The 24,913-nt window shown below is 69.7% G+C and carries 20 protein-coding genes; 10 read left to right on the forward strand and 10 right to left on the reverse strand.

The genetic code is table 11. From position 1 onward, the window contains the following. Positions 1-20: 20 nt before the first annotated feature. Together KF889_14490 and KF889_14495 are read right to left on the reverse strand one after the other, a co-directional pair. Positions 21-836, reverse strand: coding sequence for an SDR family oxidoreductase (locus KF889_14490; GenBank protein MBX3500653.1), 816 nt, complete (start codon positions 834-836; stop codon positions 21-23). Between the two features lie 96 nt (positions 837-932). Beyond that, complete coding sequence (locus KF889_14495) at positions 933-1,823, reverse strand: TauD/TfdA family dioxygenase (GenBank protein MBX3500654.1); 891 nt, start codon at positions 1,821-1,823, stop codon at positions 933-935. Between the two features lie 123 nt (positions 1,824-1,946). Here KF889_14495 and KF889_14500 point away from each other — a divergent pair, with 123 nt between their 5' ends. Both KF889_14500 and KF889_14505 read left to right on the forward strand, forming a co-directional pair. Then, complete coding sequence (locus KF889_14500; GenBank protein MBX3500655.1) at positions 1,947-2,921, forward strand: nitronate monooxygenase; 975 nt, start codon at positions 1,947-1,949, stop codon at positions 2,919-2,921. Positions 2,922-3,220: 299 nt separating this feature from the next. Next, positions 3,221-4,177 (forward strand): IS110 family transposase, encoded by a 957-nt coding sequence (locus tag KF889_14505; protein MBX3500656.1) that lies wholly within the window; start codon positions 3,221-3,223, stop codon positions 4,175-4,177. 215 nt (positions 4,178-4,392) lie between these two features. Here the strand turns inward: KF889_14505 and KF889_14510 are convergent, their stop codons facing one another. The 7 genes from KF889_14510 to KF889_14540 form a co-directional block, all read right to left on the reverse strand. After that, positions 4,393-8,709: a translocation/assembly module TamB domain-containing protein gene (locus tag KF889_14510; protein ID MBX3500657.1), complete on the reverse strand. Its 4,317-nt coding sequence runs from the start codon at positions 8,707-8,709 to the stop codon at positions 4,393-4,395. Continuing rightward, positions 8,709-10,559 carry an outer membrane protein assembly factor gene (locus tag KF889_14515; GenBank protein ID MBX3500658.1) on the reverse strand — a complete coding sequence of 617 codons (1,851 nt, stop codon included), beginning with the start codon at positions 10,557-10,559 and terminating at the stop codon, positions 8,709-8,711. The genes KF889_14510 and KF889_14515 overlap by 1 nt, the downstream gene beginning before the upstream one ends. A 132-nt stretch (positions 10,560-10,691) precedes the next feature. Further along, the gene (locus KF889_14520) at positions 10,692-11,090 is read right to left on the reverse strand and encodes a hypothetical protein (protein ID MBX3500659.1); all 399 of its coding nucleotides are present in this window, start codon (positions 11,088-11,090) and stop codon (positions 10,692-10,694) included. Positions 11,091-11,092: 2 nt separating this feature from the next. Beyond that, on the reverse strand, positions 11,093-11,830 hold the full coding sequence (locus KF889_14525) for a glutathione S-transferase family protein (GenBank protein ID MBX3500660.1): 738 nt from the start codon (positions 11,828-11,830) through the stop codon (positions 11,093-11,095). A gap of 4 nt (positions 11,831-11,834) precedes the next feature. Continuing rightward, entirely contained in the window at positions 11,835-12,596 is a 762-nt protein-coding gene (locus tag KF889_14530) for a VOC family protein (protein ID MBX3500661.1), read from the reverse strand. 21 nt (positions 12,597-12,617) lie between these two features. Then, complete coding sequence (locus tag KF889_14535; GenBank protein MBX3500662.1) at positions 12,618-13,409, reverse strand: enoyl-CoA hydratase; 792 nt, start codon at positions 13,407-13,409, stop codon at positions 12,618-12,620. Between the two features lie 159 nt (positions 13,410-13,568). After that, complete coding sequence (locus KF889_14540) at positions 13,569-14,360, reverse strand: enoyl-CoA hydratase (GenBank protein ID MBX3500663.1); 792 nt, start codon at positions 14,358-14,360, stop codon at positions 13,569-13,571. Between the two features lie 142 nt (positions 14,361-14,502). Here KF889_14540 and KF889_14545 point away from each other — a divergent pair, with 142 nt between their 5' ends. The 5 genes from KF889_14545 (at position 14,503) to KF889_14565 (ending at position 18,970) form a co-directional block, all read left to right on the forward strand. Further along, positions 14,503-15,348 (forward strand): enoyl-CoA hydratase/isomerase family protein, encoded by an 846-nt coding sequence (locus KF889_14545; protein ID MBX3500664.1) that lies wholly within the window; start codon positions 14,503-14,505, stop codon positions 15,346-15,348. Between the two features lie 263 nt (positions 15,349-15,611). Then, positions 15,612-15,983, forward strand: coding sequence for a VOC family protein (locus tag KF889_14550; GenBank protein MBX3500665.1), 372 nt, complete (start codon positions 15,612-15,614; stop codon positions 15,981-15,983). A 102-nt stretch (positions 15,984-16,085) separates the two neighbouring features. After that, positions 16,086-16,733 (forward strand): VOC family protein, encoded by a 648-nt coding sequence (locus KF889_14555; protein ID MBX3500666.1) that lies wholly within the window; start codon positions 16,086-16,088, stop codon positions 16,731-16,733. Next, positions 16,730-17,953 carry a cytochrome P450 gene (locus KF889_14560; GenBank protein MBX3500667.1) on the forward strand — a complete coding sequence of 408 codons (1,224 nt, stop codon included), beginning with the start codon at positions 16,730-16,732 and terminating at the stop codon, positions 17,951-17,953. The genes KF889_14555 and KF889_14560 overlap by 4 nt, the downstream gene beginning before the upstream one ends. Positions 17,954-17,962: 9 nt before the next feature. Then, complete coding sequence (locus tag KF889_14565; GenBank protein ID MBX3500668.1) at positions 17,963-18,970, forward strand: NADPH:quinone oxidoreductase family protein; 1,008 nt, start codon at positions 17,963-17,965, stop codon at positions 18,968-18,970. Between the two features lie 3 nt (positions 18,971-18,973). Here the strand turns inward: KF889_14565 and KF889_14570 are convergent, their stop codons facing one another. Next, positions 18,974-19,801: an enoyl-CoA hydratase/isomerase family protein gene (locus KF889_14570; protein MBX3500669.1), complete on the reverse strand. Its 828-nt coding sequence runs from the start codon at positions 19,799-19,801 to the stop codon at positions 18,974-18,976. A gap of 92 nt (positions 19,802-19,893) precedes the next feature. Here KF889_14570 and KF889_14575 point away from each other — a divergent pair, with 92 nt between their 5' ends. The 3 genes from KF889_14575 to KF889_14585 all read left to right on the forward strand — a co-directional run bounded on the left by KF889_14575 (position 19,894) and on the right by KF889_14585 (position 24,906). Then, the gene (locus KF889_14575) at positions 19,894-20,937 is read left to right on the forward strand and encodes a low specificity L-threonine aldolase (protein MBX3500670.1); all 1,044 of its coding nucleotides are present in this window, start codon (positions 19,894-19,896) and stop codon (positions 20,935-20,937) included. 106 nt (positions 20,938-21,043) lie between these two features. Further along, positions 21,044-23,335 carry a xanthine dehydrogenase family protein molybdopterin-binding subunit gene (locus KF889_14580; protein MBX3500671.1) on the forward strand — a complete coding sequence of 764 codons (2,292 nt, stop codon included), beginning with the start codon at positions 21,044-21,046 and terminating at the stop codon, positions 23,333-23,335. Further along, positions 23,332-24,906 carry a GMC family oxidoreductase N-terminal domain-containing protein gene (locus tag KF889_14585; GenBank protein ID MBX3500672.1) on the forward strand — a complete coding sequence of 525 codons (1,575 nt, stop codon included), beginning with the start codon at positions 23,332-23,334 and terminating at the stop codon, positions 24,904-24,906. Before KF889_14580 ends, KF889_14585 begins: the two co-directional genes overlap by 4 nt. Positions 24,907-24,913 lie beyond the last annotated feature (7 nt).

The following is a 24,913-nucleotide window of genomic DNA, read 5'->3' on the forward strand; positions in this document are numbered from 1 at the left end:
TGGCCCCTATCGTGCCATGCCTACACCGTCACGTCGACCGCGCCGCCGTCGACGCGTATGTTCTGGCCGTTGATGAAGGCGGCGCGGCTGCCGGCGAGGAAGGCGACCAGCTCGCCCACTTCCTCGGTGGTGGCGATGCGGCCCACCGGGTTGGGCATGTCATGCGCCGCCAGCCGGCGCAGCAGCGCATCGGGGTCGGGGTCGGCAGCCTCGGGCCAGTTCTCCTTCGTGCCGCGGCGGCGGGCGTTCTCGATCACCTCGGCCGTCGCAATCAGCCCTGGGCTGACGAGGTTGACGGTGATGCCCGTGCCGGCCAGCTCCTTGGCCAGGCCCACGGTCATCACCGGCAGCGCACCCTTGGCGGCGTAGTAATGCGGCATGCGCGCGTTGGGCCGCGTGCTGCCGATGGTGCCGACGAAGACGATGCGGCCCCAGCCGCGCGCCTTCATGCCCGGCACCAGGGCGCGCACCAGCCGAACGCCCGAGACCACGTTCTTCTCGTAGATCGCGAGCCAGTCGGCATCGGTCGCGGTCGACCAGAAGCCGCGCTCGGCGGTACCGTAATTGTTGACCAGCACGTCGACCTCGAGCCGCGCCGCGACCAGCGCGGCGATCACCGCCTCGGCCCCGTCGGCGCTCGCCACGTCGCCAGCGGCGATGGAGACCTTGCCGCCGTCCTTCTGAATCTGCGCCGCGATGCGCTCGCAGGCGATCTCGTCGGCGCCGCTGACCACGACATGCGCACCCTCGCGCGCCAGCACGCGGGCGATGCCGGCGCCGGTGCCGCGACTCGATCCGGTGACCAGCGCCACCTTGCCGGCGAGCTCAAGATCCATGGCCGATGACCTCAGTTGGGCACCACTGTCATCCCGAGCGCCGCGAGGGATCTTCGCCCTGACGAAAGATTCCTCGCTGCGCTCGGAATGACAGCTTCATGCCGCGTGCCGGTTCGTGTCCTCGCCCACCGCGATCGGCTTCTCGCCGCGGATGGTGGTGCGGCGCAGCTCGCGGCGGTAGCCGGCGTAGTCGTTGATCGCGAAGTGCTTGAGGCAGCGATTGTCCCAGATCGCCATCGCGCCCGGCGACCAGGTGAAGCGGCAGACGAACTCCGGCCGCACGGCGTGCCCGTAGAGGAAATTCAGGAGCGGCAGGCTCTCGCGCTCGGTCATGCCCTCGAAGCGCACGGTGTAGGCGACGTTGGCGAACAGCGCGCGCCTTCCCGACTCGGGATGCACGCGCACGATGGGGTGCACCATCTCGGCCATCGCGCTCTCGTCGTGGCGCACCTTCATGCTGCGCGCGTTGCGGTTGTCGTGGAACGCCGCACCCTTGGCATAGCCCTTGGCCCAGTACACCGCGCGCATCTTGTCGAGCGTCTGGCGCAGGCCCTCCGACAGGGTTTCGTAGGCGAGGTACTGGTTGGCGAACATGGTGTCGCCGCCATAGGGCGGCAGCTCGCGCGCGTGCAGGAAAGTGAAGGCCGGCGGCGTCTCCAGAAAGCTCCAGTCGGAATGCCAGTTGCCGCCGAAGGTCGGGTTCTTGCCCTCGTCCGCCTCCTTGGCGACCTTCAGCACACTGGGATGCGTCTCCTCGCCCTCGACGAAGGGATCGCGGCCGAACGTCCCGAAGTAGCCGGCGAAGCGCGCCTGGTCGAGATCGGTCATGCCTTCCTGGCCGCGCAGGAAGACGCAGCAATGCTCGATCAGGGCCTTGCGGATCTCGGCCACCGTCTGCTCGTCGAGCGGCTTCTTCAGATCGGGCCCATCGATCTCCGCGCCGCAGCCGCCGGCCAGGCGTCGCACAGCGATACGCTGATAGGTCATGGTCGCTCCCTCCGGCCGTCGGTACTGGTCAACGGCCGTTGCTTCGGTACAAGGTACGCGCCGCAGCGGGGCGCGTCGATGGGCGCTTCCGCGCGTCGAAATCGGGGCAGGGAACCGCTCACCATGATCAAGACTCGCTTCACCGAGATGTTCGGCATCCAGCACCCGATCGTGCAGGGCGGCATGCAATGGGTCGGCCGCGCCGAGCTCGCCTCGGCGGTCTCCAACGCCGGCGCGCTGGGCATCATCACCGGGCTGACGCAGCCGACGCCGGAAGATCTCTCCAGGGAGATCAAGCGTTGCCGCGAGATGACCGACAAGCCGTTCGGCGTGAATCTCACCATCCTGCCCACCCTCGTGCCGCGTCCCTATGGTGAGTACATCGACGCCATCGTCCAGTCGGGCGTGAAGATCGTCGAGACCGCCGGCAACAACCCCAAGCCCTTCCTGCCCAAGTTCAAGGACGCCGGCATCAAGGTGATCCACAAATGCACCTCGGTGCGCCACGGCGTCACCGCCGAGCGCGTCGGCGTCGATGCGATCTCGATGGACGGCTTCGAGTGCGCCGGCCATCCGGGTGAAGACGACGTGCCCAACCTCGTGCTGCTGCCGGCGGCGGCCAACGTGATCAAGATCCCGATGCTGGCCTCGGGCGGCTTCGCCGATGCGCGCGGCCTGGTGGCGGCGCTGGCGCTGGGCTGCGACGGCATCAACATGGGCACGCGCTTCATGGCGACCAAGGAAGCGCCGATCCACCAGAACGTGAAGGAGAAGATCGTCGGCTCCGACGAGCGCTCGACCGCGCTGATATTCCGCACCCTGCGCAACACCAGCCGCGTCTACGGCAACTCGGTGGCCAGGAAGGCGATCGAGATGGAGGCCGAGGGCAAGACCATCCAGGAGATCGGTCCCATCGTCTCGGGCGCCAAGGGCCGCGTGGTCTACGAGACCGGCGATCTCGAGCACGGCGTGTGGTCGGCCGGCACCTGCATGGGCCTGATCAACGACATCCCGAGCTGCAAGGAGCTTGTCGAGCGCATCGTGCGCGAGGCCGAGGACATCATGCGGGGCAAGTTCCAGAAGATGATGGTGGCGTGATTTCCTTCTCCCCGCGAAGGCGGGGAGAAGGTGCCGAGCGCCAGCGAGGCGGATGAGGGGCTTTCTCGCGCAACACCCGGCGATGTCGTTGTTGACGCGCCGCGAAGCCCCTTGTGTATCGGGAAAGGACTAGAGTTCGCGAGCGGACGGCCGTTAGCAGCGGCCGTCCGCCGCGAAGCAGAGACCGTATTGCCCCTAGGCCCGAAGACCGTGGATGAGCATGGTCCGCTTCGTGTCTTCCTCGACCCGAACAGTTGAACGGGCTGCGAGCCCGAACGAGCAAGGAAGGGATGACGAAGATGGCACGGAACGAGGGTCTTGTCGGCCTCGATGTCTCGAAGGAATGGCTCGATTGTCACGTGCTGCCGAGCGGCGAGACGTGGCGCATGCGCAACGACGCGGCGGGCCACGCCGCGCTGATCGAACGGCTGGGCGCGCTGGGCGTGCGGTGCGCGGTGCTGGAAGCCTCGGGCGGCTACGAGAAGACGGCGGTATCGGCGCTGTGGGCGGCCGGGCTGCGGGTGCGGGTGGTCGATCCCAAGCGGGTGCGCCACTTCGCCAAGGCGCTGGCTCGGGCCAAGAACGACCGCATCGATGCGCAGGTAATCGCCCGCTTCGGCCTGGCCACGGCGGACGATCGCGACACGACGATCCTGCCCGATGCCCGGCGCGCGGCGCTGGGCGAGCTGCTCGCCGCGCGCCACGATCTGCTCGATCACCGCACGGCGCTGCGGCAGCAGCAGCGCAGCATCGCCGCCGATGTCGCCCAGATCATGGCCCAACCGCTGGCGGCGCTCGAGCAGGCGCTCGCCACGCTGGACGGCAAGATCGCCGAGGCCATCGCCGCGCACACGCCGTTCGCCGCCTTGGCGCGCCGCCTCGGCAGCGTGCCCGGGCTGGGGCCGGTGGCGATCGCCGCCCTGATCGCCTGGCTGCCCGAGCTCGGCAAGCTCTCGCGCCGCAAGCTGGCGCGTCTCGTCGGCGTCGCGCCCTTCGACGACGACAGCGGCCCGCGCCGCGGCGTGCGCGTCATCCAGGGCGGGCGCACCAAGCTGCGCAACGTGCTCTACATGTCGGCCATGGTCGCCGCCACCACCGCCTGCAACCCGACCCTCAACGCCCACTACACGGCGCTGCGGGCCAAGGGCAAGGCCGCCAAGCTCGCCATCATTGCCTGTCTGCGCCGCCTGCTCGGCATGCTCAACGCCATGGTCGCGCGCGACCAGGACTGGCAACCCGCGGCGCTCGCCGCCTGAGCCTGCCGAGCTGTCGGCGCAATGCGCCGACGGCTTGCCGAGCCCAACGAACCGGGGCAGCGGCCGGGTCAAGGCCGTAGCCGCGCCAGCGGGCGCGCGAACGCGCGCGCCTTGACGCGGTCGCTGCTCCGGTTCACTCAACCTCTCCACAATACAGTTGCTCATCCGGCGCTTCGCGCCACCTTCTCCCCGCCTTCGCGGGGAGAAGGATAAGCTCAATAGTCCCATTCCATCTTGATGCCGACGCGGCCGGTCGAGCGGCCGGACTTGTCGGCGCCGACATCGGCTTCGATCTTGGTGTTGCGCATGATGTCGATCTCGACCACGCCGCGGCTGGAGTCCGCCGTGGCACCCTGCTTGGCGCCAACGTAGATCCCCGGGGCGACGTAGCGGCCGGCTTCCAGCGTGATCGAGGCGGGATCCTCGTTCGCCGAATCGACCGCCAGACGATCGAGGCCCAGGCCGCCGCGGATGCGCGCCAGGAAGCCGCGCCCCTGCGAGACGCCGGTCAGCTCGGCCAGGGCCTGCGCCGCCGAGACCAGCTCGAAGGGACTGAGCTTTGAGCCGGACTTGCCGAACAGCAGCGTCGCCATCACCTCGTCCGGCGGCATCTCCGGCGACGAGCGCAGCTCGATCCTGGGCGCGCGGCTGGTGCCGGAGATCACGATCTCGGCGGTGCCGCCGTTGATCGGCGCCGAGGCGACGAAGTCGAGCAGCGGCTCGATGGTTTCGAGGTCGATCAGGCTGACATTGCCGCGCGTGAATCTCAGACGCTTGCCGGCCAGGTTGAAGTCGCCGCGCCGCAGGCTGAGATTGCCGACCACGCCGGGCTTCGAGGCGTCGCCCGAGACCTGGAAGCGCCCGCCCACCTCGGCGTCCAGCCCGCGGCCGCGCACGAACACCGCGCGCGGCGCGTCGATGGTCAGCGCCAGGTTGACCGCCGCGCCGCGCGGCGGCCCAGTCGGCACCGGCTTGCCGGCGCGCACCGGACGCGGCGGCGGTGGCTGCTTGATGGCGCCGGGCTTGTTGATCTCGCGCACCGGCAGGGTTGGATAGCTCGCCACCTGGCTCGCGCCGATGGTGAGCTCGGCACGGTCGATGGTGACCGGCCCGCTGACCGTGAGGCCGTTGGTCGCCGCACCCGTCACGCGCAGGTTCGACGAGATCGTGGCGACCAGGTCGTCGCGATTGACCAGCGCGGCGCGGCGCGTGGTGACCTGAAGATCGACGGGGAAGCCACGCGCCGCGTCGAGCTGCACGGTGCCCGTGGCATTGATGTCGCCGCTGCCGCCGGTCGAGGCGACCAGGCGCTCGATCGCCAGCGCATTGCCGTTGAGCCGCAGGACGGCGTCGCCGCCCTGCAGGCGCAGACCCGCGACCGGCAGGGTGAGCGCGATGCCTCTCAGGGTGACATTGCCCTGCCCGGTGATCGAGTCGCCGGCAATCCTCAGGCTCACGTCGGGCGTCGCCGTGCCGCGCAGTCCCTGCACCGTCGAGCCGACCAGGGGCGCGAAGGGCCCGAGATCGAGCGTGCCGGCGATGGCGGCGTTGGTGGGTCCGCCCGCGAGCGACGCATCGCCCTTGATGGTCAGCCGACTTGCCGCGCCGGCCGCGACCTGTGTGTCGAACGTGGCACGATTGCCGGAGAGTGCCGCTGACCCGGTGACGTTCAGCGCCGGCAGCAGCTCGGTCATCGGCCGGCGCAGGCGCATGGCGGCAATGGTGAAGGTCGACTCGACCCGCGGCGCGGCCAACGCGCCCCGCACCCGCGCCTTGGCCTGCAGCGTGCCGACCATATCGACGCCGGGCGCGATCTTGCCGATCGCCACCAGCGGGAAGCCGGCGATCTCGATGCCCAAATCGCTCTGACCTGAATCCAGCGTGCCGGCGACATTGACGCGACCGTCGGCGATGCGAAGCGACGTCGGCTCGACCACGACCCGCGATCCCTCGATGCGCGCCTTCGATGCCCCGGCCAGGGCGATCGGCAGGTCCGCGAACCGGCCGGTGGCACGCGCCAGCTCGATGACGAATCCATCGGCGAACTCGCGCAGCTTCGCCGCGAGTTGCGCATTGGTGCGCGGTCCCCTGGCGTCCACCGTCACATCGAGCGCCGCGCGTTCACCGCCGACGGTCAGCGCCACCTGGCTCAGCTCGTCGATGCCGCGCAGGCCGGTGGCGCGCGCGCTGCCCTCGATGCCGGCGCGGCCCAGCGGATCGACGAGCGTGGCATCCACGTCCAGGGCCGCGGCCTCGAAGCCGCCGCCCTGCAGGCCCTTGCCGCGCACCACCGTCTTCACGCGACCGCCGGGCACCTCGTTGTCGGTGGTGACGTCCAACTCCACCGAGCCCGCGAGCTTCTGGCCGATGACGCGGCCGATCTCGGCAAGGTCGCCCAGCCTGGCGCGCGCGCTGCCCGTCGCGCTGCTGGCGGTGACCGTCAAATCCTTCGAGTCGATGGTCGAGCTGGCCCAGCGCGCGTCGATCGTCGGCACCGTCAGTGTGCCGTCGGCGGCGCGCGCGAAGCGGGCGTCGATACGCAAGGGCTGGTCGGCGAGATCGCCGCTGGCGTTGAGCGCCCCGGATACCGCCTCGCCTCGCACTTGCGCGTCCAGCGACAGCGCGAGGCGACCGGCACGCAGCGTCTCGTGCACAAGATCCACCGCATCCGCCGACAGCTTCACCGCGATTCCGTCGGGGCGCATCGCGACCGTCGCCCTGGCATTGACCGCACCGGCGAACCGCCGATCGATCGCCGCCAGGCGTGCCGCCGCCAGCGACGCCTCGATATCGCCGTCCTGGCCGCGCCCCTGGCCGGACATCTCGAAGGCCAGCGCGTCGCTTTCGATGCGCAAGGCGCGCAAGGTCCAGCGCTGATCCGGCTGCGCCGTTGCCGCGCCGCTCAGCCGGATATCCGGCGTGGTCACGCCGGTGGGCACGCCCTCGACGGACAGGTTCTGCAGGATGCCCCGCCACTCCACGCCGGCCTGCCCCTGCGCCATGCGCACCGTCACGTCGACGGTGCCACGACCGGTGATTGGCCGGCCGGCGAGCGTCGAGATCGTCGCGGCGTCGGCGATGGCGAGCCTCGCCCTGGCCTCGCCGCTGCGGCTGGCGGGTTGGTAGGCTCCAGCGCCCTTGAGCGAGGCGAACGCCGAGGCCAGCTCCGCCGCGTCGACGACGATCCGTCCATCGGGCTGCAGCGCGGTCTTGGCGCTGAAGTCGACCCGGGTCGGCGGCATGCCGCGGCCATCGACCGTGGGTGCCGTGACGTCGAGGGCATGGCCGCTCAGCGTCATGGTGGCCTGCATGCGGGCGCCGATGTCGCGCGCCTCGGCATCGATGGTGACATCCGCGTCGCGCGCCGAGGCGCCGTCCGGCCCGTTGATCTCGGCGGCGCGAATGCGCGCGTTGAGGCGCGGCTTCGCGGTCGTGCCGGAGAGGCGCAGATCGAGGCCAAGATCGCGCCAGGTCGTGCCAGCCAGCAAGTCACGCAAGCCGCCCGCCTCGGCGGCGGCCAGCGTGATTTCGCCGTCGATCCTGCGGTCCTTCAGCCCGTACTTGCCCGTCGCGCGCAACCGGATCGGTGCGGCAACGGCCGTGAGCTCGCGCACGTCGAGCAGCGCATCGCTGATCGTCGCCTGCCCGTCGATCCGCAGCGGTTGGCGCACGATGCGCGCCAGCGGCCCGTCGGGCAGGCCGGGCGCGGCGGCCTCGAGCTTCAACGCAATCGCCGTCACATCGCCCTGTGGCCGCCAGACCAGCGAGCCCCGCGCAGACATCGCATCGCCGCCCTCGAAGGTCAGCTCGGCGTTGCCCTGCCGCTCGTCGCCGTTGGCCACCAATCGCGCCGAGACTTCCTTGAGGTCGGGACGGCCGACCAGGCTGGCGATCAGGCCCGACTCGCCTTCCTGCAGCGACACGCTGGCGGCGACGACGCGTCTGAAGATGTCATAGCGACCGTCGATCGACAGCCGCCCCTCGCGGCCGTCGGTGCGTTCCAGCAGCAGCCTGACGTCGCTCTGGCCGGTGTCGGCGGCGACCGAGGCATTGCCCGCCAGCTTCCAGCGCGAATCCATCGGCGCGGCGGGCGCGCGGACATGGATCTCGTCGACCGCAAGCGCCTTGAGATCAACACCTATCGGCAGGCTGAAGCCGCCGCCCGACGATGGCGGCGCCGGCTCGCCCGGCGCGTCGGGCTGGCGCATCATCTCGACGCGCCGGGCCGCCAGGCGGTCGATGCGCAGCCGGTCGCTGAACAGCGAGGTGAAGGCCCAGTCGACATGCGCCTGGTCGATCCGCAGCCACACGCCGCGGCGGTCGGCGAGCTCGATACGATCGATGGTGAGGTTCGTCGGGAAATAGCCGTGCGAGCCGCTGATCGCGACCCGCATGTCGGGTGACGACGCCATCGACGCGACGGCGCCCATCAGCCAGCGCTGGCCCAGCCGCGTCTGCAGTCCAGCGAACACAACGACCGCGACCGACACCAGGCCGATCGCTGTGAGAGCGATGGCCCGCCGCACGCGCATCAGAAGGCCTGCCCCAGACTGATGTAGAGACCGAAGCGGTCGTCGCCGGCGCGTCGGTTGATCGGGAAGCCGACATCGACGCGGATCGGCCCGAAATCGGTGTAGTAGCGGCCGCCGATGCCGGCGCCGATGCGCGGCGTGATCGAGAAGTCGGGGAGCTTGCCGGGATAGGCGCTGCCGACATCGATGAAGGCGACCACGCCGAACGATTCACCGATGCGCTGGCGCAGCTCGAGACTGCCTTCGATGATGCTGGCCCCGCCGATCGGCGTGAAGACGGCATTGCGCGGGCCGGCGGTCTGGTAGGCGAAGCCGCGCACCGAGCCGCCTCCGCCGGCGTAGAACAGCTTGTCCGGCGGCACCGCATCGGTGCGCACGCCGGGGATCGAGCCGATCGAGGCGCGGGCGGCCAGCACCGTGCGACCGCCGCCCAGCACATCGAGGTAGCCGCTGCCGGTCAGGCGCATGATGGTGAAGGGTTTGCCGAGCTCGCCGACATCGAGATAGGGCGTGACCTTGGCGTTGACCTTCCAGCCCTTGGTCGGCTCCAGCTCGCTGTCCGTCCGATCCCAGGTGACGCCCAGCGGGATGCCGAGCAGCTGGTAGTTCCGCGTCACGCCGAAGCGTTCAATGACCGAGTATTCGAGATTGAATCCGGCGGTGACGCGCCATTCCTGGGAAATGCGGCGATCGAGACCGCCCTGGATCTCGGTGGCGCGCCGCCGGTAGGCGTCGAGGATCTCGCGCAGCACCTCGACCTTGGCGGTCGCATCCTGGCCGGCGACCCACCAGTCGGGCTTCAGGAAGGCGGCCGACACGGCGAAGCCGGTGTTGCGGAAGCTGCGGCTGTTCAGCCCGCCACGGCCGATATTGTTGATCTCGGCCGACAGCCGCACGCTCTCGGCCTGGCCGAACAGGTTGCGGTGCATCCAGAAGCCGTTCACGGCGAAGCCACGCTGCGTCTCGTACCCGACGCCGAAGCCGATGGTGCGCGGCGGCCGATCCTGCAGGTCCACGGCCAAGGGCAGCTCGCCATCGGGATTGAGCTCGGGTGCCGCCTTCACCCGCACGGCACTGAACACCCCCAGCGCGCCCAGCCGGTCGCGCAGCTTCTTGACCTTGTCCGGATCGTAGGGCTCGCCCTGCTTGAACGGCACGCGCCGCTGCAGGAACACCATGTCGATGCTTTCCGAGCCGGCGAAACTCACCGGCCCCATCTTCGCCTTCGGGCCAGCGTCGAAGACATAGGTGACATCGACCTTCTGCGTGGCATGGTCGACCACCACCTCGCGCTCGCCGGCGACGGCCAGGGCGTGGCCACGCTTGCGCAGCTGCACCAGGATATCCTCCTCGGTGCCGAGGATCTGCGCCGCATCGGCCGCATCGCCGGGCGCCAGCCGCAGCGATTTGCGCTCGATATCCTGCGCGCCCTGGATGTCGATCTTGGCCATACGGAACACCGGTCCAGTCTCGACGCGAAACGCCACCGACAGCTTCTGATCCGGAGGTAACGCCTCAAGCGTGTCGAGCGTTGCCGGGTCCTCGACCGAACGGCCGGCGATCGTCGCGGTGATGGACGCGCCGTAGTAGCCCTTCGAGCGCAGCGCCAGGGTCACGCGCCGCAGATGCGTGCGGGCTCGCTGCAGCGCGCCGGCGCCGTCGACGGCTCCCTGCCCCTTCTCGGCCTCCTCGATCAGCTCCCTGAGCTCCTTGCCCATCGACTCGTCGCCCGTCACGTTGACGGCGACATCGAGCGTGTGAGCCAGGGTCGGCCGGCCAAGCCCGAGGGCGAACAGAAGGAACAATCCGGCGAGACGGGGGACATGAGAGCACGGCCAGACTCGTCTCATGGTCGCTCCCTGTTCAGGTGCGGGATGCGGCCAAGGCGGACACCCCTCTGCGCCCGCAGCCTAGCGCCGCGGACCCCTCCCTCGTACAGAAATGTGCCGCCCCGGGCGAGGCCAATGCGGCGATCGCGCTCTTCAGCCGGATGACTGGCGCGAACGCCGCGCGATCACGTGGGCAATGACGGCCGCGGTCGGTCCGATCAGCGTGACCGGCAGGGCGAGTATCGCCAGCGCCAGGCCCATGCACTTCCAGCCCCGTGCGTAGCCCAGCAGGCATTCATACTCGGACAGGATGTATCCCAGGACCACAATCAGCACCGGATTGAACAGCCAGGCCGCCAGCCACAGCTTCCAGCCCGGCGCCGCGAGACCCGGCCACCGCCGACAGATCGATCCGCCGATGGCCGCGCCGACGCCACCGACCAGCGTCCCGAGAACGACGACGCCGATGTCCCGGTGTCCCATGAACAGCAGCAATGGCACGAAGCACGCCAACGCCGTCGTGGCGACATAGGTGGTGTCGAATGCGCGCATGCTCAGATCGGCATGACGCCGCGGCGCGGCGTCGCCGCGCCGTACGATTGCGCGCTCAGCGGCGCGCCGACGGCCGCCAGGGCGTCGCGATGCTCGGCGATGGGACGGCGCGCGGTAGCGTTCTCCAAGGCCGCCAGCTTCTCGAAAGCCGGCAGCGCCAGGGTGCGCGCCATCCAGCCCGCCGTGCGCGGCCAGCGCGTCGCGTCGATCTGGAAGCGCGACAGGTGGCCGTTGCGGATGAAGCAGGCCGGTGCGATGTCGGCCAGCGTCGGCGCGCCGAAGCGGAACCCCTCGGCCGGGGCCTCGGCCTCGAGATAGTCGAGCACCGTGGGCACGTCCTCGGCCAGGAGCCGCGCCACCTGCTCGGCGTCGCGCTTGTCGCCCCAGATCGCCGGACCGACGGCGACGCGGTAGAACAGCCGCCAGATGAAGACATCGCCCATGCGCGTGTCGGCGAACTCCTCGAGCCAGCGCGCCCGCGCGCGGTCGCGGATGTCGGCGGGCAGAAGCGGCGGCGACGGCTTGAGGTCGTCGAGGTACTGGCAGATCACCGAGGAGTCGGTCAGCACCAGGTCGCCGTCGATCAGCACCGGAATGCGGCGCAGCGGGCTGAGCTTCGAGAAGCGATCGTCGCCGTAGAACGGCACGATCGGGTCGATCTCGTAGGCGATGCCCTTGAGCTCGAGACACACCAGCGCCTTGCGCACATAGGGCGAGAGATAGTTGCCGACGATCAGCACGGCATCACACGAGGTTGATGCGGCAGCCGCAGACCTCGACCTGCGAATCGCCCAGCCGCTTGCCGCGCTTGTCCGCGGCCGCCAGGGCACGCGCCTTGTCGGCCGCCTTCACGTCGTAGGCCGAGACGCCGGGGCCGCGGCCATCGGTGGCGGCGACGAAGCGGATCTCGCCGCCGTCGATGGCGATGACGGATGCCTCGCCGCGCCGGTTCACCGGCCGGTCGAGAATGCGCGACCAGGTCGCCGCCGCGCCGGCCGGGTCGACATGCTGGATCTCGACGCCGGCCAGACCCTTGGTCACGTCGCTGCGATCGTGCTTGGTCCAGCCGTTGCTGGCCGGCGGCCAGAACTTCGCCGCGTCGGCGCCGGCCGGCGGCTGCACCGAGTCGATCGACAGCAGCACCCCCGAGGTGTCGCTTGGATGGAAATGGGTGTAGCGATACTCGGGCAGGTTCTTCTGCTCGACCGCGCGCACGCCCATCGCCGTGATGCGCTCGCGATACGGGATCGCGTCGGGCACCTGGAGGATCACCATGTAGCCGCCATCGCCGTTGCGCCGGTCGAGGTAGCGGCCGGCCGAGGTGCCGTCGCGCGTCGGCGCGACGATCTCGAGGAAATCGTCGCCGGTGGGACAGACGACATTGGCGAGACCCCATTTGGCCACGCTGGTGTCGCGATAGGCGACCTCGATGCCGAGGATGTCGCACAGCTCGGCCGCGCTCTTCTCCAGATCGCGCGCCACGAACACGCCCTGACGAAAGCGCATCGTTCCCTCCACTGGTTGCGGTCAGCGTCCCTTGAACACCGGCTTGCGCTTCTCGACGAAGGCGCGCGCCGCCTCCTTGTGGTCCTCGGTGTCGCGCGCCCGGGTCAGCCGCCAGGCTTCGCCGTCGAGCGCCTCGATCAGGGTGCCCTCCTCGGCGATCTTCATGTTGCCCTTCATCAGCGCATGGGCGACGCGCGGTCCCGCCGCCAGCCTCTTGCAGAAGGCCATGGTCTCGGCCTCGAGCCCGGCGTCGTCGACGACGCGGTTGGCCAGGCCCAGCGCCTCGATCTGCCCGCTGTCGAGGATGTCGGCGGTGAAATAGAGCTCGCGCGCCTTGGCGGTGCCGATCAGGCGGTGCAGGAAGAAATGGCCGCCGAAATCGCCCGAGAAGCCGACCTTCGCAAAGGCAGTGGTCATGCGCGCCGAGCGGCCGACATAGCGCATGTCGCAGGCCAGCGCGATCGACAGGCCGGCGCCCGCCGCCACGCCGTTGACCATGGCGACGGTGGGCAGCGGCATCTCATGCAGCAGGCGCGAGACCTCCATGCGGCTGCGCAAATCGTTGACCTTGGCCTCGAAGGTGCCGAGGTTCTTGGTGCCGCTGGCCATCGCCTTGACGTCGCCGCCGCTGCAGAAGGCGCGCGGGCCGGCGCCGGTGACCAGCACGCAGCCGACATCGTCGTTGTCGACGGCGTTGCGCAGCGACTCCAGCATGAGCGCGGTCATCTGCGAGGTCAGCGCATTCATCGCGTCGGGCCGGTTCATGGTCATGACGAGGACGCCGTCCTCGATGCGCGTGAGAAGATCGCTCATGTGTTGTCCTTGTGGAGCTTTCTACCTTCCCCCGGAGGGGGAAGGTGGCAGCGCGTAGCGCTGACGGAAGGGGGATGCCTCAGCACGCTCCGAGTTCGTCTTCGACATCCCCCATCCGCCCTTCGGGCACCTTCCCCCTCCGGGGGAAGGGAACGATGCTCAACGGCCCTTGAACTGCGGCGCGCGCTTCTCGACGAAGGCGCGGGCGGCTTCCTTGTGGTCGTCGGTCTCGCCGGTGCGGATCATGCGCGAGGCCTCGCTGTCGAGCGCGGCCGAGAGCGAGCCCTCCTCGGCGATCTTCATGTTGTGCTTCACATGCCACCAGGCGACGCGCGGTCCGGCGGCCAGCTTCCTGGCGAAGGCCATGCACTCGGCCTCAAGCTTGTCGTCGTCGACGATCCAGTTCGCGAGGCCCAGCTTCTCGATCTTGTCGGCGCCCAGGATCTCGGCGGTGAAGTAAAGCTCGCGCGCCTTGGCGGTGCCGACCAGCTTGTGCAGGAAATAGTGCGAGCCGAAATCACCGGAGAAGCCGACCTTGGCGAAGGCGGTGGTCATGCGCGCGCTCTTGGCCGCGAAGCGCATGTCGCAGGCCAGCGCGATCGACAGTCCGGCGCCGGCGGCGACGCCGTTGACCATGGCGATGGTCGGCTTGGGCATCTCGTGCAGGACTTCCGAGACCTCCATGCGCGAGCGCAGGTGGGCGACCTTGTCCTCGTAGCTCAGCTCGCGATTGCTGCCCGCCGCCATCGACTTGACGTCACCGCCGGCGCAGAACGCCTTGTCGCCGGCGCCGCGCACGACGACGCAGCCGACCTTCGAATCGGCCGCCAGGCGCGGCAGCGCGTCGAGCAGCCCGCCCATAATGGCGCCCGACAGCGCGTTCATGGCCTCGGGCCGGTTCATGGTCAGCGTAGCGACGCCATCCTCGATCGTCTCGATCAGCTCCGACATTCTTCCCTCCGGAATTCGATGCCGCGCATCGTCCCCGATGGCCCGCTGGGTGGCAACGCCTATCGCGCCTCGCCTGTCGAAACGACGGCGCTTGCTCCCTCACCGGGCGGCGTCGACACTCGCCGCCAGTGGAGGAAAGACGATGCAGAGCTACGAGACCTTGCTGACCGAGATCGATGACGGCGTGCTGACCATCACGCTGAACCGGCCGGACAAGCTCAACGCCTTCAACCCCGCGATGTCGCGCGACATGCTCGACATCTTCGGCCGCATCAACCAGGACGATTCCATCCGCGCCGTGATCGTCACCGGCGCTGGCCGCGCATTCTGCGCCGGCGCCGACATCTCCGGCGGCAGCGGCAGCTTCCAGGTCTGGGGCGAAGGGCGCGAGAAGCCGCAGCAGCGCCGCCAGGGCGATTCGATCACCACGGCGATCGCCGGCTCGCTCAAGCCGGTGATCGCCGCGATCAACGGCGCGGCGGTCGGCGTCGGCATCACCATGTGCCTGCCGATGGACATCCGCCTGATGTCGAGCACGGCACGCATCGGCTTCGTCTTCAACAGGCGCGGCATGGTGATGGAGGCCGGCAGCTCGTGGTACCTGCCGCGCCTGGTCGGCATGCAGCGCGCCCAGGAATGGGTGATGTCGGCCGAGATCTTCGGCGCCGAGGAGGCGCTGAAGGGCGCCCTGGTGCGTTCCGTGCACGCGCCCGAGGAATTGCTGCCGGCGGCCAGGGCGCTGGCGCGCAAGTTCGCCACCGACACCTCGCCCGTGGCGGCGGCGATGAACCGGCAGCTGATGTGGAGCATGCTGGGCGCGCAGGATCCGCAGGACGCGCTGGGCATCGACATCGCCTGCATCGCCCACATGGCGAGGGGCGATGCCCAGGAAGGCGTGCGCTCCTTCATGGAGAAGCGCCCGCCCGCCTTCCCCATGAGGCCCAGCCAGGACATGCCGCCGTTCGGGCCGTGGCACAAGGAAGTCTGAGCCCCGGGGGCGGGGGTGAAGGATGGTGAAGGATTTTCCCTTATCGACCGTCCGCGCGCGTGACGTCGATAACCCGACAATCCTTCACCATCCTTCACCCCCCCCCGGCTGGTCCCGGAAGGGGAAGCGAGGGGTGAGGGATGGTGAGGGATTTTCCGTTATCGACCGTCCGCGCGCGTGACGCCGATAACCCGACAATCCCTCACCATCCCTCACCCCCACCTCGTCTATGATGCGGCGCGGATAGCGCAGCGGGGTGCATCATGCTCGATCATGTGAGTCTCGGCGTCACCGACATCGAGCGGTCGAAGGCGTTCTACGACCGCGCGCTGCGGCCGCTCGGCGTCGAGCGCCTGTACACCGAGGGCGAAGCCGACGCGGGATACGGTGTCCATCCCAAGGCGTTCTTCTGGATCGGCCAGCGCGCCGGCGTGCAGACCGGCACGCATATCGCCTTCTTCGCGCCGGACAGGGCGGTGGTCGACCGCTTCTACGCCGAGGCGATGGCGGCCGGCGGTCGCGACAACGGCGCCCCCGGGCTGCGGCCGCGCTATCACGCGCACTACTACGGCGCCTTCGTCCTCGATCCCGACGGCCACAATATCGAGGCCGTGTGCCGCATCTCGCCACGTTGACAGGGACTGACCAGCCCCGCATGCTGGAAACGCTGCTGCAGGGCGCAACGGCATGACGCCGGAGGGGCAATGCCCACCTGCTCATCCGTCACCATTGCGCCCATGCCGAATCTCGAAAACATCCGCAAGCAGGCCAAGCTCTATGTGCGCTGGCACCGCGACGGCCATCACACCGTCGCGGCGCAGATCCGGGCCGTGCTGCCGCGCTTCCGCGATCTCGACGATCGCCAGGTGCTGGCACACAGCTTCCGGCTCACCGACGCCCAGGAGCTGGTGGCGCGCCAGCAGGGATTCGAGAGCTGGCAGGCGCTCACATCAGGAGTGCATGCCGTGACCGACCAGACAGCCAGGCCGTCGACGACGCCCGAACTTCGGGCCGCCGAGCCCAACCTCGTTGTCCGCGACTTCTCCGCCAGCCTTGCCCTGTTCACCGACAAGCTCGGCTTCGACACCGTCTTCACCTACGGCGAGCCGCCCTATTACGGCCAGTTCCGGCGCGGCGCCGCGGTGGTGAACCTTCGCCTCGTCTGCGATCCGGTCTTCGTCGACGGCATCCGCGAGCGCGAGGAGATTCTCGGCGCGTCGTTCACCGTCGGCACGGCGGCGGACATCAAGGCCCTGTTCCTCGAGTTCCAGGCGGCCGGCGTCGACTTCTTCCAGGCGCTGCGAGGGGAGCCGTGGGGCGCCCGCAGCTTCATCGTGCGCGACCTCGATGGCAATCTGCTGCTGTTCGCCGGACCAGCATCATGAGCTACGTCTTCGACCTCGGCTGCGCCGAGACCAACGCCGACCCGTTCCCGGAGTTCGCGCGGCTGCGCGAGCAGGATCCGGTGCATTGGTCGCCGGCGATGAAGGCGTGGATCGTCACGCGCTACGACGACGTCAGGCGCGTGGCGCTGAACAACAGGGAGCTCTCGGCCGACCGGCTGACGCCGTTCTTCAAGGCCAACCCGGAGTACCAGCGCGGCGGGATCGAGAACCTGGCGCGCTACCTCAATCACTGGATGGTGTTCAAGGACCCGCCCGACCACACGCGCCTGCGCCGGCTGTTCAACAAGGTGTTCACGCCGAGCGCGGTCGAGAATCTGCGGCCCAGCATCGAGAGCATCGTCGCCCGTCTGCTCGACGGCATGGCGGCGAAGGCCGCGCGCGGCGAGCCGGTCGACTACATCGCCGACTTCGCCTATCCGCTGCCGGCCAGCGTGATCATGGACATGCTGGGCGTGCCGCGCGCCGACCTGCAGCGGGTCAAAGTGTGGTCGGACGACATCGCGCTGTTCATCGGCACCGCCCAGGTCGCCGGCAACAAGTACCTGCGCGCCGAGCAGGGCGCGCGGCTGATGGCCGCCTACTTCCGCGGCCTGGTCGAGGCGCGCACCGCGGAACCGGCCGGCGACATGGTGAGCCAGCTGGTGCTGGCGCGCGACGAGAAGGACGCGCTGTCGACCGATGAGGTCATCGGCACCGCGATCCTGCTGCTCTTCGCCGGGCACGAGACCACGACCAACCTGATCGGCAACGGCTTCCTTTGCAGCATGCGCTTCCGCGACCAATGGGAAAGGCTGCGCGCCGACCCGTCGCTGGCGCCCAGCGCCGTCGAGGAATGGCTGCGCTACGACGGACCGTCGGGCGCGCTGGCGCGCGTGGCGTCGGCCGACATGGAGTTCGCCGGCCGCACGATCAGGAGCGGCCAGCGCGTCTTCGCCTTCATGAACGCGGCCAACCGCGATCCGCTGGCCTTCGCCGATGCCGAGCGCTTCGACATCGGCCGCGACCCAAACCCGCATCTGACCTTCGGGCACGGCATCCATTTCTGCCTCGGCGCGCCGCTGGCACGGCTCGAGGCGCAGATCGCCGCCATGCGGCTGGCCGAGCGCCATCCCGACATCCGGCTCGCGGGCGGCGCGCCGGACTGGCACGATTCGCTGATCCTGCGCGGGGTGAAGGCGTTGCCTGTGGTGCTGGCGTAGAGGTTTCTGATGCGTGCCATCGTCTGTCGCGAATGGGGACCGCCGGAGTCGCTGCGGCTCGAGGAGGTCGAGCGCCCGCCGCTCAAGCCGGGCCAGTTGCGCATCCGCATCAGGGCGGGCGCCGTGAGCTTCGCCACCTCGCTGGTGATCGCCGGCAAGTACCAGCGCCGCCCGCCCTTCCCGTTCTCGCCTGGCACCGAAGTCGCCGGCGACGTCATCGAGGTCACATCAGCGGTGACGCGCTTCAAGCCGGGCGACGCCGTGATGGCCGTGCTCGACTGGGGCGGCTGCGCCGAGGAAGCGGTGGCGTGGGAGGTCAATGTCTCGCCCAAGCCACCATCCCTGGACTTCGTGCGCACGGTGCCGTTGCCGATTTCCTACGCGACCTCGGCCGCGACGCTGACCTGGCCCTGCTTCATCGACCTGAAGGCCGCCGAATGGTTGCTGGTGCACGGCGCGGCTGGCGGCGTCGGCGTGGCCGCGGTCGAGATCGGCAAGATCCTGGGCGCCAAGGTGATCGCCACCGCGGGCGGTCCTGCAAAATGCGCCTTTGCCAGGGAGCATGGCGCCGATCATGTCATCGACTACCGCGCCGGCCCGTTCCGCGAGGAGGTGCTGCGGCTGACCGGCGGACGGGGCGTCGATGCCGTCTACGATCCCATCGGCGGCGATGTCTTCACTCAGTCGCTGCGCTGCATGGCGCCGCAGAGCCGCATCTGCCCGATCGGCTTCGCGTCGGGCACGATTCCGACGATCCCCGCGAACATCCTGTTGGTGAAGAACATCACCGTTGTGGGTGTCAATCTCGGCTACTACGTCGGCTGGAGCCCGCACGATGCGCGCTTCGAGGAAGCCGAGCGCATGCAGGCGACGTGGCGCTGGATCCACCAGTATGTCGAGGCGGGCCGCCTACGCCCGCATGTCGATCGCATCTTCAGGCTGGAGGAGACGCCGCGGGCGATGCGCGCGATCCTCAACCGCGAGATCGCTGGTCGCGTCGCCATCGTGATGGATTGACGCTCAACGTCCCTTGAAGTCTGGCGCGCGCTTTTCCATGAAGGCGGCGATGCCTTCCTTGAAGTCCTGCGTGCCGAACAGCGGCAAGAGCTGCAGGAAGACGTGGTGCACGTGCTCGCCGAAGGGCTCGTTCCAGGCCATGCGCATCATGCGCTTGGCGGCCTGCACCGCGAGCGGCGCGTTGGCGGCGATCTCGGCCGCGATGCTACGCGCCACGCCCATCACCTCACCCGCCGGCACGACCTGCGAGACCAGGCCGAGCTTCAGGCTCTCGTCGGCCGACAGCGTGCGGCCGGTGAAGATCAGCTCGGCAGCCTTCGACCAGCCGATCAGGCGCGGCAGGTACCAGGTGCCGCCCGATTCCGGCAGCACGGCGCGCTTGGCGTAGGAGGCCGCCAGCTTGGCACCCGCCGACATGATGCGGATGTCCGCGCCCAGGGCGAGGTCGAGGCCGTAGCCGGCGGCCGAGCCGTTGAGCGCGCAGACCACCGGCTTGTCGAGGTTGTGCAGCACGGTGGGCGGCGTGTCGCGCAGGTCGATGGTCGTGCGCATGAACGACTGGTTGAGCCCGATGCTGTCGGCGCCGCTCTTCTGTGCTTCCAGGTTCAGCCCGGCGCAGAAGGCGCGGTCGCCCGCCGCCGTCAGGATGATCACGCGGATCTCGGGATCGGCCTGGGCGTCGAGCAGCGCCATCGACAGCGCCTCCAGCATCGGCCGCGAGATGGTGTTCATGCGCGATGGCGCGTTGAGCGTGATGGTGGCGATCGGCCCGTCGACGCTGTGGAGAACTTCCTCTGCGGCGGACGCGGGTCTGGCGGCGGTGCTTGTCATGGCGACTCCTCGCTGGTCCCGCTATTGTTCGCCGCCGGCATGACCCGTTCAATGCCGGCCCGTGCGAGTGACCGCAGATCGGAACCCTTCAGATGTCCAACCGCTTCATCGACCTCTACAGCGACACCAAGACCAGGCCGACGCCTGGCATGCGCAAGGCGATGGCCGAAGCCGAGGTCGGCGACGAGCAGAAATTCGAGGATCCCACCGTCAACCGCCTGCGCGAGAAGGTCTGCGCGCTGCTCGGCAAGGAGGATTCGGTGTTCCTGCCGTCGGGCACCATGGCCAACCAGATCGCCATCCGCGTGCACTGCAAGCCCGGCGAGGAGATCATCTGCGACCGCACCGCGCACATCATCACCTCGGAGGGCGGCGGGCCGGGCGCGAATTCGGGCGTGATGTTCCACCCGCTCGACGGGCCCAACGGCGTCTATACCGCCGCCATGGCCGAGGCGGCGATCAAGGATCCCAACAACCGCTATTCGCCGCTCAGCCGCCTGCTGGAGATCGAGCAGACCTCCAATCGCGGCGGCGGCTCGCTGTGGCCGCTGGAGCAGATCGAGGCGGTGGGCGAGGTCGCGCGGCGCCGCGGCCTGAAGCTGCACATGGACGGCGCGCGCCTGCCCAATGCCTGCGTCAAGAGCGGCATCAAGGCGGCGGCCTATGCGGCGCCCTGCGACACGCTGTGGCTCGACTTCACCAAGGGGCTGGGCGCGCCGGTCGGCGCCGTGCTGGCCGGCTCGAAGGAGTTCATCCACCAGGCCTGGCGCGTCAAGCAGCAGCTCGGCGGCTCGATGCGCCAGTCCGGCATCATCGCCGCCGCCGGCCTCTACGCGCTCGACCACCACTGGGACCGCCTGGCCGAGGACCACGCCAATGCGCGCAAGCTGAGCGTCGGCCTGGCCAACATCAAGGGCATCGTCATCGATCCCGACTCCATGCCGACCAACCTGGTGTTCTTCGACGTCACCAAGCCGGGCTGGACCGCGCCGAAGCTGATGGCGGCGATGAAGGAGCACGGCGTGGGCATCGGCGCCTTCGGGCCCAGGACCGTGCGCGTCGTCACCCATCTCGACGTGACGTCGGAGGACATCGACACGGCCCTGGCCAGCTTCAGCAAGGTGCTGGCGGCGTGATGATTGCACGACTTGGGGCGCGCCACTCCAGTGGCGCGTCTGATCGGCCTGTTGCCGCGCCACTGGAGTGGCGCGCCCCGACCGACTAAGGCACCGCTGAAACGTCATGCCCTACGACACGCTTCCCGGACTCGGCCGGCCGCTCAGACGGCTGGAAGACCCGCGCCTGCTCACCGGCGGCGGCCGCTACACCGTCAACATCGCGGCGCCCGGTGCGCTGCATGCGGTGTTCGTGCGCTCGCCCTACGCGCACGCCCGCATCAACGCTGCCGATACCACCGCGGCCAAGGCCTCGCCCGGCGTGCGCGGCGTGTTCACCGGCGCCGACATCCTCGCCGCCGGGCTGGGCCACAATCCGGCGGTGGTCGAGATCAAGGGCGCCGACGGCCGGCGCCACATCGAGCCGCCGCGCCTGCCGATCGCGCCCGACAAGGCGCGCCATGTCGGCGAGATCGTCGCCATGGTGGTGGCCGACACGCTCGAGCAGGCGCGCGACGGCGCAGAGCTGGTCGAGATCGACTACGCACCGCTCGACGCCGTGGTCGCCGGCGACGACGCGCTGAAATCGGGCGCGCCGCCGGTGCACGACGAGGCCCCCGGCAACCTGCTGTGCGACTGGCGGCGCGGTGACGAAACCGCGACGAACGCCGCCTTCGCCCGCGCGGCGCATGTCGTGCGCGTGCAGCAGCGTGCCAACCGCATCCTCGCCAGCTATCTCGAGACGCGCGCGGCATTGGCACGATACGACCTGCAGGGCGATGTCGTCACGCTGGTGACGCCCTCGCAGGGCGTGCACATCCTGCAGCGGGTGATCACCGACATCCTGAAGATTCCGCGCGAGCGGCTGCGCGTGGTGACGCACGACGTCGGCGGCGGCTTCGGGCCCAAGCTGCCGCCCTATCCCGAGCAGATCCTGGTCAGCTTCGCCGCCCTGCAACTCAAGCGCGACGTGCGCTGGACGCAGGAGCGCGGCGAGCACCATCTCGCCGACACGCATGCGCGCGACCTGATCGCCACGGCCGAGCTGGCGATCGATGCCGACGGCCGATTCCTCGCCATCCGCGTCGATGCCGTGGCGAATTTCGGCGCCTATGTCTCGACGGTGAATCCGACCATTCCCACCGGCGGCATGGCCAAGGTGCTGACCGGTCTCTACGACATCCCGGTCGCCCACATCGCGATGAAATGCGCGGTGTCGAACACCGCGCCGGTCGATGCCTTCCGCGGCGCCGGCAAGCCCGAGACCCTGGTCATGGTCGAGCGGCTGGTCGATCTCGCCGCGCACCGGCTGGGCCGCGATCCCGGCGAGCTGCGTCGGCTGAACTTCGTCGCTCCCGACAAGTTCCCCTATCGCACGCCGCTGGGCTTCACCTACGACAGCGGCGACTACGCGGCATTGCTCGACGCCGCAAACCGGAAGGCCGACATCGCCGGCCTCGCGGCCCGCCGCCGCGCCAGCGAGGCGCGCGGACGCAGGCGCGGCATCGGCTACTCGGCCCATATCCACGGCACCGGCGGCTGGAGCGACGAGACCTCGATCGTCACCGTCAACGCCGACGGCACGATCGAGGCGGTCACCGGCACGCAGAGCCAGGGCCAGGGCCACGCCACGGTCTATGCCCAGGTGATCGCCGCGGCGCTGGGCGTCAGCCCCGAGCGCGTGCGAATCGTGCAGGGCGACACGCTGAAGGTGACGCGCGGCGGCGGCACCGGCGGCTCGTCCTCGACGATCATCTCTGGCGCCACGATGAAGCGCGCCGCCGACGTGGTGATCGCCCGCGCGCGCGATCAAGCCTCCGACATGCTCGAGGCGGCGCCGGCCGATCTGGAGTACGCCGACGGCACCTTCACCGTGGTCGGCACCGACAGGCGCGTCGGCCTGTTCGAGATCGCCGAGCGCAAGGGTGCGATCGAAGGCCGCGCCGACTTCGCCGACAAGATCGAGAGCTGGCCCACGGGCGTGGCGATCTGCGAGGTCGAGATCGACCCGGAAAGCGGCCATGTCGCCATCGAGCGGTTCTCGTCGGCGGTCGATGTCGGCACGGTGGTCAATCCGCTGCTGCTCGACGGCCAGCTGCACGGCGGCTATGCCGCCGGCATCGGCGGCGCGCTGCTGGAGGATGCGGCGTACGATCGCGAGAGCGGCCAGCTGCTGGCCGGCTCGCTGATGGACTATGCCCTGCCGCGCGCCGACGACGTGCCCAGGTTTGAGCAGGTCACGCTCTCCACGCCGGCGCCGTTCAACATCCTGGGCATCAAGGGCGTCGGCGAGCTGCCGACCAACGGCGCGCCGGCCGCCGTGCTCAACGCCGTGATGGACGCGCTGGGCGCGCATGACGAGGGCCGCATCGAGCTGCCCCTCACGGCGGAGCGCGTCTGGCGCCTGGCCCAGCGATGACTGAAACCTTCGACGTGATCGTCGTCGGCGCCGGATCGGCCGGCGCCCCGCTGGCGGCACGGCTGAGCGAGGACGGCGCGCGGCGCGTGCTGCTGCTGGAGGCCGGCAGGGATTTCCGCTCGGCCGAGACGCCGCCGGAGATGGCCAGCCTCAATCCGCTGCGCATCATCGTGCCGCCGCGCCTGCAGGCGCTCTACCAGTGGCCCGGCGTGATGGCGCGCCGCGCGGCGGGCCAGCAGCCCCGGCTGTACTGGCGCGGCCGCGGCATGGGCGGCTCTTCGTCCGTCTATGCCCTGATCGCGATCCGCGGCGTCGCCGCGGCGTTCGACCACTGGGAGCAGCTGGGCTGCGACGGCTGGTCGTTCAACGACGTGCTGCCGTTCTTCCGCAAGGCCGAGGCCGACGAGCATTTCAGCGGCTCGCCCTGGCACGGCAGCGACGGACCGCTGCCGGTCTGGCGCACGCCGCGCTCGCAATGGGGTGCGATCGACCGCGCCGCCGCCGAGGCGGCGCTGACGCTGGGCTATCCCTGGCACGACGACCTCAACGCGCCGATGGGCGACGGCGTGGCGCACTACCCGATCACCTGCGGTGCCGGGCGCTGTCGTGTGTCGACCAACGACGGCTATCTCGAGCCGGCGCGCGGGCGCAACAACCTCGCCATCGTCGGCGAGGCGCTGATCGACCGCATCGTCTTCGAGGGACGCCGCGCGGTTGGCGTCGAGGTGCTGCGCGGCAATGAGCGCATGACCTATCGCGGCCGGGAGATCGTGATCAGCGCCGGCGCCGTGCATTCTCCCGCCATCCTGATGCGCTCCGGCATCGGCGATCCGGCGTCGCTCGCCGAGCACGGCATCGCGGTGCGCCACGCGCTGCCCGCGGTGGGCGGGCACTTCATGGATCATCCCGTGGTGCGCGCCGAGGTGCGGCTGAAGCCCGCGCATCGGCCCACCGATATCGACTTCCGCCACACCAATGTCTGCGTGACCTGGAGCTCGGGCCTGGGCGGCGGCGGCCATCGCGACATGATCTTCCTGGCGATGAACCACCGCGGCTTCGGCGACGACGGCCAGGCGCTGCCCGGCAGCCTGTCGTGCTCGATCTTCGAGGCCTTCTCGCGCGGCGCGGTGCAGCTGCGCTCGGCCGATCCGCATGTCGATCCCTTCGTCGAGGAGAGCATGCTGAGCGACGAGCGCGACCTGGTGCGCATGCGTGACGGCTTCGGCCGGCAGATGGCGATGCTGCGGCACCCCTCCTTCACCGATGTCGCCGAGGGCATCGCTTTCGGCATGACGCAGACGAAGCTGGAGGACGCCGCGAAGCTGCAGGGCGCCGAGCTCGACGCGCTGCTGCTGGCCGAGACCACCGACGCGCAGCACGCTGCCGGCACCTGCCGCATGGGCCGCGTCGGCGATCCGTCGGCCGTCGTCGATCCGCAGTGCCGGGTGCAGGGACTGCAGGACCTGCGCGTGGTCGACGCCTCGGTGATGCCCGCCGATTGCCGCGCCAACACCCATCTGACCACCGTGATGATCGGCGAGAAGGTCGCCGCGCAGATGCGGCAGGCCTAGCAAGCGG

It is taken from the genome of Alphaproteobacteria bacterium, assembly GCA_019635875.1.
In the GTDB taxonomy this organism is placed as follows: Bacteria; Pseudomonadota; Alphaproteobacteria; order Reyranellales; family Reyranellaceae; genus JAFAZJ01.

Coding starts and splice junctions, on each gene's coding strand:
- KF889_14490 (MBX3500653.1), bottom strand. CDS start 836: ATGGATCTTGAGCTCGCCGGCAAGGTGGCGCTGGTCACCGGATCGAGT.
- KF889_14495 (MBX3500654.1), bottom strand. CDS start 1,823: ATGACCTATCAGCGTATCGCTGTGCGACGCCTGGCCGGCGGCTGCGGC.
- KF889_14500 (MBX3500655.1), top strand. CDS start 1,947: ATGATCAAGACTCGCTTCACCGAGATGTTCGGCATCCAGCACCCGATC.
- KF889_14505 (MBX3500656.1), top strand. CDS start 3,221: ATGGCACGGAACGAGGGTCTTGTCGGCCTCGATGTCTCGAAGGAATGG.
- KF889_14510 (MBX3500657.1), bottom strand. CDS start 8,709: ATGCGCGTGCGGCGGGCCATCGCTCTCACAGCGATCGGCCTGGTGTCG.
- KF889_14515 (MBX3500658.1), bottom strand. CDS start 10,559: ATGAGACGAGTCTGGCCGTGCTCTCATGTCCCCCGTCTCGCCGGATTG.
- KF889_14520 (MBX3500659.1), bottom strand. CDS start 11,090: ATGCGCGCATTCGACACCACCTATGTCGCCACGACGGCGTTGGCGTGC.
- KF889_14530 (MBX3500661.1), bottom strand. CDS start 12,596: ATGCGCTTTCGTCAGGGCGTGTTCGTGGCGCGCGATCTGGAGAAGAGC.
- KF889_14535 (MBX3500662.1), bottom strand. CDS start 13,409: ATGAGCGATCTTCTCACGCGCATCGAGGACGGCGTCCTCGTCATGACC.
- KF889_14540 (MBX3500663.1), bottom strand. CDS start 14,360: ATGTCGGAGCTGATCGAGACGATCGAGGATGGCGTCGCTACGCTGACC.
- KF889_14545 (MBX3500664.1), top strand. CDS start 14,503: ATGCAGAGCTACGAGACCTTGCTGACCGAGATCGATGACGGCGTGCTG.
- KF889_14550 (MBX3500665.1), top strand. CDS start 15,612: ATGCTCGATCATGTGAGTCTCGGCGTCACCGACATCGAGCGGTCGAAG.
- KF889_14555 (MBX3500666.1), top strand. CDS start 16,086: ATGCCGAATCTCGAAAACATCCGCAAGCAGGCCAAGCTCTATGTGCGC.
- KF889_14560 (MBX3500667.1), top strand. CDS start 16,730: ATGAGCTACGTCTTCGACCTCGGCTGCGCCGAGACCAACGCCGACCCG.
- KF889_14565 (MBX3500668.1), top strand. CDS start 17,963: ATGCGTGCCATCGTCTGTCGCGAATGGGGACCGCCGGAGTCGCTGCGG.
- KF889_14570 (MBX3500669.1), bottom strand. CDS start 19,801: ATGACAAGCACCGCCGCCAGACCCGCGTCCGCCGCAGAGGAAGTTCTC.
- KF889_14575 (MBX3500670.1), top strand. CDS start 19,894: ATGTCCAACCGCTTCATCGACCTCTACAGCGACACCAAGACCAGGCCG.
- KF889_14580 (MBX3500671.1), top strand. CDS start 21,044: ATGCCCTACGACACGCTTCCCGGACTCGGCCGGCCGCTCAGACGGCTG.
- KF889_14585 (MBX3500672.1), top strand. CDS start 23,332: ATGACTGAAACCTTCGACGTGATCGTCGTCGGCGCCGGATCGGCCGGC.